Raw genomic sequence first — 13,876 nt, 5'->3', positions numbered from 1 at the left:
GGGCAAAGGGCGCACCCGGTGCATTGTAGGGCGCGCCGGCTGACGGCCCCAGTGCGACCTTGTGTCGCACCGGGGGCGTGCGCAATCGCGAGCGCTTCGCCGCCGGAAGCGCGGATATGCACGGGGAGGCCTGCGGGCCGCAGCCTAGTGGCAGGACGTCAGGGGCGACGACGGATCGCGATGCGTGCCGAGTCGATCCACGATCGATTCGCTGGCCGCGTTGAGCCCAACGATCTCCACATCGGCGCCATGCCGTCTGAGCTTCAGGACGACCCGGTCCAGTGCGGCCACGGCGCTCGGGTCCCAGAAGTGGCTATGCGTCAGATCGATGGTCACCTTGGGCTTGGTATGCAGGTAATCGAAGCTGTTGACGAACTGCACCGCCGATGCGAAGAACACCTGCCCGGACACGCGATAGCGCTGCCCGCCGTCTGCAGTCTCCTCCTTGCTGACCGAGAGCAGGGCGCTGACGCGGCGGGTGAAGTTGAGCGCGGTGAGCAGCACACCGGTCAGCACGCCCTTGGCCAGGTCGTGCGTGGCCACGGTGACGATGACCGTCCCGATCATCACCAGATTCGCGCCCTTCGGGTGCGTCTTGAGCTCCGAAAAGCTCTTCCAGTGGAACGTGCCGATACTCACCATGATCATGACCGCGACCAGCGCGGCCATGGGGATCATCGAGACCCACGGCGAGGCGTAGACGACCAGCACCAGCAGCACCACGCCCGCGACCAGACACGACAGCCGGCCTCGGCCGCCGGATGTGATGTTGATCACCGACTGGCCGATCATGGCGCACCCGGCCATGCCGCCCAGGAAACCCGTCGCCACGTTCGCCAGGCCCTGGCCGGCGCACTCGCGCCGCCTGTCGGTGGGCGTGTCGGTCATGTCCTCGACGATCTGGGCGGTCATCAGCGATTCCAGCAACCCCACCACGGCCAGCGTGGCGGAGACGGGAAGCAGGATCTGCAACGTTGCCCACGACCACGGGATGTCGGGCACGAAGAAGGTCGGCAGGCTGTCGGGCAGCTTGCCCATGTCGCCCACTGTGCGGATGTCCACGCCCAGCCATGCGCACACGAAAGTGAGCACCACGATGGCCACCAGCGGTGAGGGGACGGCCCGCGTCAGACGCGGCAGCAGATAGATGATGGCCAGGCCGGCGGCACAGACGGCGAAGACGGGCCAAGGCATCCCGATCAACTCCGGCAGCTGCGCGAGGAAGATCAGGATCGCCAGCGCATTGACGAAGCCGATCACGACCGACCGCGACACGAAGCGCATCAGCGTGTTCAGGCGAAGGGCCGCTGCCAGCAGCTGGAGCAGGCCGGCCAGGATGGTCGCCGCGAACAGATACTGCAGGCCGTGGTCCTTCACCAGGTCCACCATGAGCAGCGCCATGGCGCCGGTTGCGGCGGAAATCATGCCCGGCCGCCCACCTGCGATGGCGGTTACCAGTGCAATGCAGAACGATGCATACAGGCCGATCTTCGGATCGACGCCGGCAATGAGGGAGAACGCGATGGCTTCGGGAATGAGCGCAAGCGCGACAAGCAGGCCCGAGAGGATGTCGCCGCGGACATTGCCGAACCACTGCTCGCGCAGGGAATAGGACGCAGACATGAATGGCTCCGCACGCATCGGCAATGGCCGGCGCGCGCCTGGATCAAAAGGATTGGCACAAGACCCTCCAGCCGCGTGGCGGCTGCGATGCAAAGCTCGAACGAGGTGTCAGGGCGGAGTCATTCGCGGGGATCGCGTCGCAGGAAAGCGCGCGCAGTCTACTGCTGGGCGCGCAAGTGCGGCAAGCGCGTCATGCGTGCAGCAGCGGCCCGGCGGTAGTTTCAGCGCGTGCGGTCGTTCGCCGCCAGCACCGCTCCGGGCCGTTCGTACCAAGCCTTGCTCCGGTTGACGATGCGCACCACCGAGAGCATGACCGGCACTTCGATCAACACGCCGACCACCGTGGCCAGGGTCGCGCCGGAATGCACCCCGAAGACGCTCACTGCCGTGGCCACGGCCAGTTCGAAGAAGTTGCTCGCGCCGATCAGCGCCGACGGCCCGGCGACGCAGTGGGCCACGCCGAGCCGGCGATTGAGCAGGTAGGCCAACCCCGAGTTGAAGTACACCTGGATCAGGATCGGCACTGCCAGCATCGCAATGATCAGAGGCTGCGCCAGGATCTGTTCGCCCTGATAGCCGAACAACAGCACCAGCATCAGCAGCAGTGCGGCAAGCGAGAGGGGCCCCAGCTTGGCCAGCCAAGTGTCCAGACGGGCTTGGCCGCCGCGGTGCATCAACCACGCGCGCAGCGCTGTGGCCATGACCACCGGCACGATGATGTACAAGCCGACCGAGATCGCCAGCGTGGCCCAGGGCACCGTGATCGAGGAGATGCCTAGCAGAAGCGCGACCAGCGGCGCGAACGCCACGACCATGATGGCGTCGTTCAAGGCCACCTGGCTCAGTGTGAAGGCGGCATCGCCGCGGCACAGGTTGCTCCAGACGAAGACCATCGCCGTGCATGGCGCCGCAGCCAGCAGGATCAGGCCGGCAATATAGGCGTCCACCTGGTCGGCTGGCAGCGACGGGGCGAAGACGTGGCGCAGGAAGAACCAGCCCAGCAGCGCCATCGAAAAGGGCTTGATCGCCCAGTTGATGAACAGCGTGACACCGATACCGCGCCAGTGCTGACCGACCTGCCGCAGCGCGCCGAAGTCGATCTTCATCAGCATCGGCACGATCATCACCCAGATGAGCAATGCGACCGGCAGGTTCACCTGGGCCCACTCGACGCGCCCCAGCTGGGCGAATCCGGCCGGGAACTGATGCCCCAGCAAGGTACCCACCACAATGCACAGGGCAACCCACAGGGTCAGGTAGCGCTCGAAGAGGCCCATGCGCGGCGCGGCGTCACGCATGGCCCGCCTCGTCCGCGTCGACGAAACCGATCTTGTCCAGGGCTGTCTTGAGCTGGTTTCGGTCCTGCCATACCGCAGCGGGCAGGGCCAGGAACGCCATCAGGCGCGCCTGGATGGTCCGATGCGCTTGCCGGAACGCCGCCGCGCGGTCCGCATCGCTGCCTTCGACCGCCGCAGGGTCCGGCAGCCCCCAGTGCGTCCGCAGGAAATCTCCGAATACCACCGGGCAGGCCTCGGCCGCGGCCGAGTCGCATACGGTTACGACCAGATCCATGGGCGGCGCGTCGGGCGTGGTGAATTCGTCCCAGGACTTGCTGCGAAGCCCAGCGGTGGACATGCCTTCGGCCTGCAGTTGTGCCAGGGCGAAGGGGTTGACGGTGCCGGTCGGCTGGCTGCCGGCGCTGAACACCTTGAATCGGTTGCCGGCCCATGCGCGCAGCGTGGCTTCGGCCAGGACGCTGCGGGCACTGTTGCCGGTGCACAGGAAAAGGACGTTGTGGGTCATGGTGGCGGGGTCGTTGGCGGGAAGGCGGTGGGCGACAGGGAGGTGGCCGCCTGGTCAGCAGCCGCATGCGGGATCGGAGGGCGGCGTGCACGCGGCGCTGGTCGAACCGGCGCAGCAGTTGTGGGTGAGGTACTCGACCAAGCCGTTCATGGCCTGGAAGTTCGCGCGATAGCAGACGTAGCGCCCTTGGTTTTCGCTCTCCACCAGGCCGGCATGCACCAGCTCCTTCAAGTGGAAGGACAGCGTGGCGCCGGGGACGCCCAGGGCCTCGCCGATCTCGCCTGCCATGCGGCCGGCCGGACCGGCCTCGACCAGCAAACGGAATGCGGCAAGCCGGGTCGCGTGGCCCAGGGCGGTCAAGGAGGCGATTGCATCTTTTGTTTCCATTTTTCTAGAATAGTGGAATGAATGAGCCCGAGCAATCCCCGTTCGATCTTCCTGACCATCTGGACGTTGGCCTGCTGCCGCCCCCCCGGCACAAGGTGCTGGGCGCCGACAGCACGCACCCACCCCGCATCCTGATCCTGTACGGCTCGCTCCGACCGCAGTCGTTCAGCCGAAAGCTCGCGTTGGAGGCTGAGCGGATCCTGCAGCACCTTGGTGCCGAAACCCGTGTGTTCGACCCGCATGATCTGCCAATCCTGGACGGCGTCGACAGCCTCCACCCCAAGGTGCAGCAGCTTCGCGCGTGGTCGCAATGGTCGGAGGGCCACGTCTGGGTCTCGCCTGAGCGCCACGGGACCGTCACCGGGGTATTCAAGAACCAGATCGATTGGTTGCCGCTGGAGGACGGCAGTGTGCGCCCCACGCAAGGTCGGACACTGGCGGTGATGCAGGTCTGTGGCGGGTCCCAGTCCTTCAATGTCGTCAACACGCTGCGCGTGCTGGGCCGATGGATGCGGATGGTCGCCATTCCCAACCAGTCCTCGGTGGCCAAGGCCTGGCAAGAGTTCGACGAGCGCGGACGCATGAAGCCCTCGCCCTATTACGACCGCGTTGTCGATGTAATGGAAGAACTGATGAAGTTCACCCTGCTCGTCCGCGGGCGCAGCGATTACCTGGTGGACCGTTACAGCGAGCGAAAGGGAGCCGCAGAGGCGCGTCGTATCGCAGCTGCGGCGGGCGTGGTGGAGTAGTCGCGGCGTCGACGCCGCCGAGGCGCCGATCGACTGGCCCAGCAAACGACTGGGCATGCGGCGGTGCGCCGACGCTTGGCTGAAGCAGCACGCAAGGTGCGACAAACTGTCGCGCGAAGGCGCGAGACGGGTGGCCTAAAATACGACCTTGCGATGCCACCGCGCCGCTGACGCGGCAAGACGAGGCGCGAATCCGCGCCTTACCCAGGTGGCATCGAGACCTGGACATCCTCCCATGTACGACTGGTTCCCCATCGTCTTCATCATCTTCAAGGTCGTCGTCCTCGGTGTCGGCATGTTCTACGCCATCAAGTGGCACCACGACCAGGCGAAGAAGGACGAGCAGGAGAAGAAGGATGCGCTGGAGCGGCAGCGGGAGGCGGGCGAGGGGTGACGCGCCAGTTGGCACCACCTCGGTCGTGATCCTTGTTCCGGCCTGGGTCAGGCTGAGGTGCAGCTTGAGTGGCGGCGGTGATATGACCGGCCAAGCGCGCTGGGTTGGCGTCGACAATGACGCTGATTCAAATGCAATCCCGCGCGCCATAGCTGTGGCTGCACTTCCTTAAGTCTGTGTTGCCTCGTTGTCGCGTGCGTGTTGCAGCCAAGCTGCATCCGTACGGGCCTCCGCAGCATGAGGAAGTCGGGTGAGCGGCAAGTAGGGGGGTAGGAATTTACCTACAGCCGATTAGGGGAATTCCTACAACGCCGCCCAGTTCAGCGGCGTGAAGATCTGTTAATGTTCATGTGCATGGCGCTGCCAGAAGTTCGCGTCGCCTGCCGTCCGGATGCTGGAGAGCATTCTTCGGGCCTGGCTACTTGCGTTACAGGGGGAATAAGAATGTGTATTGAATTCGGGCGCACGCGTGTCCGGACAGTTCCGTCTTGCGCTTTGGTTTCCGCCGGAGCGCTCGTGGAGAAGGGCGTGCACGGGATTGACACTACTTGTCAGCCTATCGCTGTCGCCTATGCGCCCAACTGCGATCACTCGCGTCAGCAGCCCACGTCCTCTGGGTCGCGCGCCCGGTAGCCTGGGATTTGTGGGATTCCCCTAATCCAGCTTGGTCTGATTGCCGGTGACGATCACCAGCGATGCCATGCCGCCGCGCGTAATTCTAGGATTATGCGGTTACGGCAATGGGGCGGAACTTGAGTTCCGATTTCGCACGAGTCGTTTCGACAGATCCTAATGTTCTGTCCATCATAAAATCGCATAGATCAGGGAAGGGGAAATGGAGTTCAAGCATCTGTCGCGCGCCCGTGTTTTTTCAATCCGCGAGAACGGATACTGCAATACCATCGCACACTCTCATTGTCGTGGACTGATCCTTGGGCGCAGGATCCGGGTCGATTCGCTTTCTCGTCGCTTCTGTCATGCAGTGGTCTTGAGCCTGGGCTTGGTACCTATCGCAGGGTTGGCACAGCAAGGCGCCGTCACGCCGTACCAGGAGTACTCGAAGCTTGTGAATTCCGCCGAGATGGTGGCGCCGCTGGGCGGAGATATTTTCGGTGACAGTACCAGTCTCTATAACGGAGAAAGCGAGTTCTCTGCCGTCGATATCGATATTCCAGGCAACAGTGCGCTGCCGGTGAGGCTGGGCAGGCGCTTGAAGATCGAGTCTCGAGAATGGATGGAGAGCGTTGGTGGATTCGGCATTTGGGATCTCGACATCCCGCATATGTCGGGCGTGTTCGATGTCAATTTCAAATGGAACGTGGCTGCCAACGGTAGCACTGCAAGATGCTCGCAAGCCTGGTATCCGCGTACAGATCCAGCTGCAGAGATTCTGGAGGTTTGGTCTGGCAACCACCTCTATATTCCGGGCGTCGGACAGCAGGAGGTCCTCTGGCTTAGCGATGTCCATCCGGTTCCCCAAGGAGCCAGCAGGACCTGGGGGACGCGGGAGGGCTATCGATTTGCCTGCCTGCCATCGATGAAGAACGGCTACGCTGGCGAGGCGTTCGTCGCAATCTCGCCAGAGGGCGTTCGTTACACATTTGACATCGGCTTGGAGCGCTTAGCGCCCATCATGGACGGAGGCAGGGCGTACTACGTAATGCGGGTCAAGGTACTTCTTCTTCCCAGTAGGATCGAAGATGTGCATGGGAACTGGGTGGCCTTCGACTATGCATCTGGGAAACTGAGCTCGATCACCGCGAGTGACGGGCGAAAGATTGATCTCTTCTACGATGGCAAGGAGATCGTTCGCGCCACTGCGAATGGCCGGTCTTGGCAGTATCACTATCTCAAGCCAGAGCCAGGGCAGGGATTCAACAATCTGCGGGAGGCGCTGCTGACAAGCGTGGTGCTTCCTGATGGGTCGAGTTGGCGCATGAGCTATCTGGGCAGCCTGGAGTCGCCCAAGCTCGCTGGAACGGCTAATGTCAATCCAAACTGTCCAGCGCCGTTGCTGAGATCTAACAACGACGTTGGGCTTGACCTTGTGCATCCGTCGGGTGCCACGGGGAGCTTTCGATTCAGGTATCTCCGGCATCTCCGAAGTGGCGTTCCAGACACCTGTTATGCGCTGGTACCAAATTGGCAGGAAATCCCAATTCAGGTGGGGGGCGGGAGGACACACGCGCTCGCTGTCCCAAACTACTTCGATAACCTGAGCTTGCTCAGTAAGCGTATCGAGGGCCCCGGACTGTCTTCGATGACATGGCAGTATGACTACGGCAGTGTCACGGGTGGCCGACTGCCTTGGAACGCGGTGCTCCCGTGTAGCAACTGCCAAAGCTTCAAGACAGTTTCCGTTACGCGACCCGACGGCCATGTCGAGGAGAGCCTGTTCGGTGTGCTCTATCAGTCCAACGATGGCCGTCTTCTGGGAACAAGGGTGCGCGATGGCGCGGGTTCGGTGTATCAGGCCCAGGAGATTGATTATGTGACAGACGCCGAGCAGCAGTCGATGCCGTTCCCAAGTGTCTACGGGGAAACATCGATTTTGGGTGCTGATCCGTCGTCTTTGAAGAATCGGCCCGTGCGGGAGAGGCGCACAACGCAGGGAGGAGTCACCTTTTCCTGGCGCGCAAATGCGTTCGATCATTTCGCTCGCCCACTCAGTGTCACCAAGTCGAGTGGCCCAATCGCGAGCTCATCTATGCAGCAAGCGGGGTCGACACCGGCCGCTCAGCCTCCCGGCCAAACGATAGATGAAAACTAAGGTTGCGGTGCAGTTGGTCAATGGTGCTGGGCGCTCAATCGCTGCCGGCGTTGAACGGAAAGGGAGTTCTATGGGAAGTATCAGTAGGTGCTGCTTGCGAATCTGGCTGGGAGCCCTGATCTGCTTGCCCTGCTTGGCGCATGCTCAGAGCTTCACGCGTACCGAGTCCATCAGTTATCGCGACGATACTGCCAAGTGGATCCTGGGGCGGGTGGCTAAGGAAGAAGTCAATGGCATCGTCGTGTCGGAAACAAGTTACGACTCGAATGCACGCCCTGTACATGTCAAGAGTTTTGGCCGGACGCTCCATGTCCTGGGGTATCACGGAGACGGGACCGTGGCCACGGTTGAGGATGGGAACGGGCACCTCACGTCGCTTAGCGGATGGCATCGCGGCATTCCGGGAAGGATCGCTCATCCGGACGGTGCAACGCAGTCGGCAACTATCAGCAATGACGGCTGGATCACGCGGGTCACCGACGAGAACGGCTTCGCCACAAGCTATAGTTACGACGCGATGGGCAGGATCTCCGGCATTGCCTATCCATCCTCAAGTGGTGGCGTGGCTTGGCACCGCACCACGCAGACGTTCCAGCAGGTCGGTAGTGCCGAGTATGGGATCCCCGCAGGCCACTGGCGGCAGGCTGTCTCAAGAGGAAACGCCCGAAAGCTGACCTACTTTGACGCCCTGTGGCGGCCGCTGCTGGTGCGTGAGTATGACGCCACCAACGAGGCGGGAACGCAGCGTTTCCAGCGATATGCGTACGACCATGCGGGCAGAACGACATTCGCGTCCTATCCCGGCGCCGTCAGTCATCCGGCGACTGGTACTTGGACAGAGTACGACCCATTGGGGCGGGTCACGTCCGTGTCGGACGACAGCGAGAACGGGCTGCTGACGACAAGGACGGAATATCTCGGAGGCCTGCTTACCAGGGCCACGAGCCCGAAAGGGACTCAGACGTTGACGCGGTACCAAGCCTGGGACGAGCCCAGCTACGATCTTCCGATCATTATCGACCAGGCAGCTGGACGACCGGAGCAATCGTCGCTCGATATCGAGCGCGATGTCTTCGGCAAGGTCCGGCTCATTCGTAAGCGCAATGCGTCGGGCAGCATCTCTGCCGTGCGTCGCTATGTGTATGACGCCCATCAGCAGCTTTGTAAGAGTATCGAGCCGGAAGTCGGTGCAACGGTCATGGCGTATGACGGCGCCGGCAATCTCGCTTGGTCCGCAGCCGGGCATCACGAACTGACGGATCCCGGGCAATGCAACCTGGCGCAAGCGCAGAGCGGTGGGCGACGTGTCGACCGTACCTACGACGCACGGAATCGTGTGTTGTCCGTTCGGTTCCCGGACGGGCTTGGCAACACCGACAACTGGTACACGCCGACGGGCCTACTGGCGCAGACGCTGGTGCGAAACGCCGAGGGGAGCCTGGCAACCACGGTGTATACGCATAACGAACTCGGCATGGTCGTTGGCGAAGCTGTGGGTGTCGGTGATATCCAGTGGGGCATTGGCTATGGGTTCGATCCTCACGGGCATCTCGCGACCAGCACGCACTCGTTGACAGGTCGCAGCATCGAATACGCGCCGAACGCATTGGGCCAGGCCACTCGCGCCGGTGCCTTTGCGCTCGGTGCGAGCTATTACCCGAACGGTGGGCTGAAGCAGTTCGCCTACGGAAATGGCGCCACGCATACATCGACGCAGAATGCGCGCGGGCTTCCCGAGCGTAGCCGGGACGTGATCGCGGGAACGACCTTGCACGACGACAGCCTGGATTACGACGGCCACGGAAACGTCGCGGCGATCAGCGACGGCCGGCCGGGAGGCCGCGGTGACCGCACCATGCAGTACGACGCCTTGGACCGCCTTGTTCAAACCGTCTCGCCGATGTTCGGGACGGCGAAGTACGCCTACGACGCACTCGAGAACATCACCTCGATGAGTGTCAGTGCCGGACCTCGAAGCCGCCAGCTGACCTATGCCTACGATGCGAAGAATAGGCTGAGTGCGCTACGTGGCCCAGGCGGTGGCGTGGTCTCTTCCCTGGCTTACGATGCCCAGGGCAACCTCGCATCGAAGGATGGTCGGACGTATCAGTTCGACTATGGCAATCGGTTGCGATCCGTGGCGGGCGTCGAGGACTACCGGTATGACGGCCATGGCCGTCGCGTGCAGTCCATCCGCGGCGGCAAGGGCATCTACTCGATCTATGGACATGACGGGGTGCTGCGCTACCAGAGGGACGAGCATCGTGGCGTCACCAACGAGTACGTCTATCTTGCCGGTAGCCAGGTTGCACGCATCGAGACCCACATTCCGCCGAGCACGCCACAGCTGGCGGTGCCGGCGAACAGCTCGAGCGGGCAGTTCACTGTGAGCTGGAGCTCGGTCCCGCTTGCATCGCGCTATGAGCTCGAGGAGTGGAAGGGGAACGGGCCGTGGACCAAGATCGCCGACAGTGCTGCCCTGAGTGTTGACCTCAGCCGGTCGGCGGGCACGTACGGCTATCGCGTGCGTGCCTGCGCGGCTGTCTGTGGGCAGTGGTCGAACGAGGGCTGGCTTGAGATCGCGCTTCCCCCGCCGGCCGCTCCAATACTGACTGTTCCGGCGACTAGCAGTACTGGGAACTACGCGGTCAGCTGGAGCACGACGGCACGCGTCCAGCGCTATGAGCTCCAGGAGCGCATTGGCTCGGGCAGTTGGGCTCAGATCTACTCGGGAACCAGCACCAGTCAGGCGCGCTCCGGCCGTGCGAATGGCACGTACACCTACCGCGTGCGGGGCTGCGCGGAGGCGTGTGGATCTTGGTCTGCGGAAGGCACGATTACAGTGCTGCTCCCGCCGCCTGCGCCCACCCTGACAGTGCCGGCCACCAGTAACAGTGGCAGCTACTCGGTGAGTTGGACCGCATCAACAGCGGCGGCCCGCTATGAGCTGCAAGAGCGTGTTGGCTCGGGGAACTGGGCGCAGATCTATTCGGGAACCAATACCAGCCAAACGCGTTCCGGCCGCGCTAACGGCGCGTACGCGTACCGGGTGCGTGGCTGTGCTACGGAGTGCGGGGCCTGGTCTGCGGAGGGCGCGATCACTGTGCTGCTTCCGCCGCCTGCGCCCACGTTGACCGTGCCAGCCTCCAGCAACACGGGCACTTACTCGGTGAGTTGGACCGCATCGGCGGCTGCAACGCGGTACGAACTGCAAGAGCGCGTGGGCTTGGGCAACTGGGCTCAGATCTATTCGGGAGCCGGCACCAGCCAAACGCGTTCCGGTCGCGCTAACGGCACGTACGCGTACCGCGTGCGTGGCTGTTCTACGGAGTGCGGGGCCTGGTCTGCGGAAGGCACGATCACCGTGCTGCGTCCGCCGCCTGCGCCCACGTTGACCGTGCCAGCCTCCAGCAACACGGGCACTTACTCGGTGAGTTGGACCGCGTCGACGGCGGCGACGCGGTATGAGCTGCAAGAGCGGGTTGGCTCGGGAAGCTGGGCGCAGCTTTACTCGGGAACCAATACCAGCCAAACGCGTTCCGGTCGCGCTAACGGCACGTACGCGTACCGCGTGCGTGGCTGTGCTGCGGAGTGCGGGGCCTGGTCTGCGGAAGGCGCGATCACCGTGCTGTTGCCGCCGCCCGCGCCCACGCTGGCAGTGCCGAGCACCAGCAACACTGGCGCCTACTCAGTGAGCTGGACCGCATCGACAGGGGCGACCCGGTACGAGTTGCAAGAGCGCGTTGGCTCGGACAGCTGGACGCAGATCTATTCGGGAGCCGACACCAGCCAAACCCATTCCGGTCGCGCTAACGGCACCTATGCCTACCGGGTGCGTGGCTGCGCTACGGAGTGTGGAGCCTGGTCTGCGGAAGGCACAATCACCGTGCTGCTGCCGCCGCCCGCGCCCACGCTGACTGTGCCGGCCACCAGTAACACTGGCAGCTACTCTGTGAGTTGGACCGCATCGACAGGGGCGACGCGGTACCAGCTTGAAGAGCAGACAGATACTTCTGGCTGGACTGCAATCTACGAGGGGGGGCTGCGACAGAAGTCCCTCAGTGGAAAGGACAGTGGCACATACCGATACCGCGCTCGTGCATGCAGTGCTCATGGGTGCGGTGATTGGTCGAGCACGAAGGTCGTCACGGTTCTGACATTTGATAGTCCCGTTGTGAGCGCACCGGAAGTGCGTAGTGCGACGCCATTTATTGTTACCTGGACTTCGATAGCGAGCGGGAGCTCCGGCTTCAACTATGAGCTGGAGGAGCAGGTCGCTGGTGGCAGCTGGAGCAGCATCTACCGAGGCACGCAGAACAGCTATACGGTTTCAGGTCGCAGCCCATACGGCGATATCCGGTATCGAGTTCGCTACTGCAACCCCGCCGGGTGCGCCCCGTGGTCGGAGCCGGCGACTGTGCAGGGAATGACGCCCTCACCAACGGATCCAGGCAGTCCAGGCGGGCCTAGGGCGTCATTGGGGACAGATGGAGAAACTTCGGAGGGATCGTCATGAGCGCACGCAAGTTCTGGAGCCGCTTCCACGGCGTTTGGCTGCTCGGATTGCTCTGCTTATGTCACGCGGCAGCCGCACAGACGATCTACTACGTGCATACCGATGCGCTGGGCAGCATCGTCGCCGAGAGCGACTCCGCAGGTCAGGTGGTGTCGCGACGCGAGTACGAGCCGTACGGCCAGCAGCTCGCCCCGACTGTTCAAGATGGGCCGGGCTACACCGGGCATGTTCAGGATGCTGCGACCGGGCTGACGTACATGCAGCAGCGCTATTACGATCCGGGGATCGGAAGGTTCTTGAGCGCTGATCCGGTGACGGCGCACAGCAGCCCTGTTGCGATGTTTAATCGCTATCAGTACGCCAAGAACAATCCGTACAGATTCACCGATCCTGACGGGCGTGAATCAGCGGATCGCGTCTATGGCGCAGCAGTCGCGTACATGCTGCGGAATGATCCGGACAAGCTACGCATCTGGGCTGGTGGTGAGGCAGCTGCGACAACGGAAGGAAGTATCGCAGAGCAAGGCGCTGCGATGGGGTTGGCGGCAGGGGAGTTCGTTGACACAGGCGACTACTCCGGCGCAGCAGTTGCTGGCGCAGCCGCTAATGCGATGGTCGGCGTTGTAACCAAAGGCAGATACACGCCTAGTGGAAGGTTCTCTCGTTCAACGAAGCGATTTGCAGCAGATCGTGCTGAACGCAAGTGTGAGTATTGCGGTGTTGACACCGTTCAGGCTAAAAGGTCCGAGCGTGGCGTTACTCCGCCCAAGAACGAGGGCGTTACAGACCATATTGAACCTCGCTCTCGTGGGGGAGACAACTCGCCTGATAACGCAGCACATGCTTGCCGGGAATGTAATGGGAGATTCTCTGATGCACCAAAGCCACATCCGCGCGATGAAACAAGAAGGTGAATGAAATGACGGGTCATAAAAAGATTGTATTCCGTTTGGAGCGCGATGAGGACGGTTATCCGCCCTCTGACTACGAGCGCTTGTGGGCTACGCCACTGCCCAGCGGTAACTATCTTATCGACAATATTCCGTTCTTTGTTATGGGGTTAAGCGCCGGCGATGAGGTCTCGGTTAAGAATGAAGGTGATGAGCTATTCTTTGATCGATTGATAAAGCCTTCCGGCGCATCCACTTTTAGAATCATCCCCGTCGACCCATCGGATAGCGAAAATTTGCGAGATGACATAAAGGCGCTGGGATGTAGCTCTGAGTACAATCAGCACGTAGGCTTGATTGCAGCTGAAGTGCCGGCATCTAGATCGATTCAGCCGTTCTTGGACTACATTGTTGAACGGCAGGAGAGGGGGATTATAGATGTTGAAGAGGGCGCGTTGCGGCACGAACTAAATTTTTAGCAAGAACGCCATTTAGTAGAATCTGAATTATGGTTCCTTGATTTTTTAGCCGAGACCGGCATGAGTTCGATGCCATTTTTGGTGGTGCGGCCTGCCATCGAAAGCGGTTATGCGTTGCTCGGAGCTGGCATGGCCTTTGAGTAGGCTCGTGCAGGCTAGAGTGCTGGGCGGCAGGAGTTACTGCGCTGCTCCATACTGCAGCCTGGATTCCGGCAAGGCGAGGGGGCGAGGGGGACGCATGCTGGGCGCTGCTTGGGCGCGGAGG

10 protein-coding genes are annotated in these 13,876 nt (G+C 62.3%); 6 read left to right on the top strand and 4 right to left on the bottom strand.

Annotated features, from left to right (window positions below):
* Positions 1-144: 144 nt before the first annotated feature.
* The 4 genes from WAF18_RS08295 to WAF18_RS08280 all read right to left on the bottom strand — a co-directional run bounded on the left by WAF18_RS08295 (position 145) and on the right by WAF18_RS08280 (position 3,813).
* On the bottom strand, positions 145-1,623 hold the full coding sequence (locus WAF18_RS08295) for a SulP family inorganic anion transporter (RefSeq protein WP_337244676.1): 1,479 nt from the start codon (positions 1,621-1,623) through the stop codon (positions 145-147).
* 221 nt (positions 1,624-1,844) lie between these two features.
* Positions 1,845-2,900: an ACR3 family arsenite efflux transporter gene (gene arsB / locus WAF18_RS08290; RefSeq protein ID WP_337244747.1), complete on the bottom strand. Its 1,056-nt coding sequence runs from the start codon at positions 2,898-2,900 to the stop codon at positions 1,845-1,847.
* A gap of 13 nt (positions 2,901-2,913) precedes the next feature.
* The gene (locus WAF18_RS08285) at positions 2,914-3,426 is read right to left on the bottom strand and encodes an arsenate reductase ArsC (protein WP_337244675.1); all 513 of its coding nucleotides are present in this window, start codon (positions 3,424-3,426) and stop codon (positions 2,914-2,916) included.
* 54 nt (positions 3,427-3,480) lie between these two features.
* The gene (locus tag WAF18_RS08280; RefSeq protein ID WP_337244674.1) at positions 3,481-3,813 is read right to left on the bottom strand and encodes a metalloregulator ArsR/SmtB family transcription factor; all 333 of its coding nucleotides are present in this window, start codon (positions 3,811-3,813) and stop codon (positions 3,481-3,483) included.
* 17 nt (positions 3,814-3,830) lie between these two features.
* Here WAF18_RS08280 and arsH point away from each other — a divergent pair, with 17 nt between their 5' ends.
* The 6 genes from arsH to WAF18_RS08250 all read left to right on the top strand — a co-directional run bounded on the left by arsH (position 3,831) and on the right by WAF18_RS08250 (position 13,611).
* Positions 3,831-4,562 (top strand): arsenical resistance protein ArsH, encoded by a 732-nt coding sequence (gene arsH, locus WAF18_RS08275; protein ID WP_337244673.1) that lies wholly within the window; start codon positions 3,831-3,833, stop codon positions 4,560-4,562.
* Between the two features lie 235 nt (positions 4,563-4,797).
* On the top strand, positions 4,798-4,956 hold the full coding sequence (locus WAF18_RS08270) for a hypothetical protein (protein ID WP_337244672.1): 159 nt from the start codon (positions 4,798-4,800) through the stop codon (positions 4,954-4,956).
* An 835-nt stretch (positions 4,957-5,791) separates the two neighbouring features.
* A complete protein-coding gene (locus WAF18_RS08265; protein WP_337244671.1) occupies positions 5,792-7,726 on the top strand; it encodes a hypothetical protein in 1,935 nt (644 codons plus the stop codon).
* Between the two features lie 94 nt (positions 7,727-7,820).
* Positions 7,821-12,242: a wall-associated protein gene (locus tag WAF18_RS08260; RefSeq protein WP_337244670.1), complete on the top strand. Its 4,422-nt coding sequence runs from the start codon at positions 7,821-7,823 to the stop codon at positions 12,240-12,242.
* Positions 12,239-13,156 (top strand): RHS repeat-associated core domain-containing protein, encoded by a 918-nt coding sequence (locus tag WAF18_RS08255; RefSeq protein WP_337244669.1) that lies wholly within the window; start codon positions 12,239-12,241, stop codon positions 13,154-13,156. The genes WAF18_RS08260 and WAF18_RS08255 overlap by 4 nt, the downstream gene beginning before the upstream one ends.
* Positions 13,157-13,161: 5 nt before the next feature.
* Complete coding sequence (locus tag WAF18_RS08250; RefSeq protein ID WP_337244746.1) at positions 13,162-13,611, top strand: DUF4265 domain-containing protein; 450 nt, start codon at positions 13,162-13,164, stop codon at positions 13,609-13,611.
* The last annotated feature ends 265 nt before the right edge of the window (positions 13,612-13,876 follow it).

This window comes from Luteimonas sp. gir (genome assembly GCF_037198055.1).
Taxonomy (GTDB): Bacteria; Pseudomonadota; Gammaproteobacteria; order Xanthomonadales; family Xanthomonadaceae; genus Luteimonas; species Luteimonas citri_A.
This window is presented reverse-complemented; position numbering and strand designations above follow the sequence as displayed.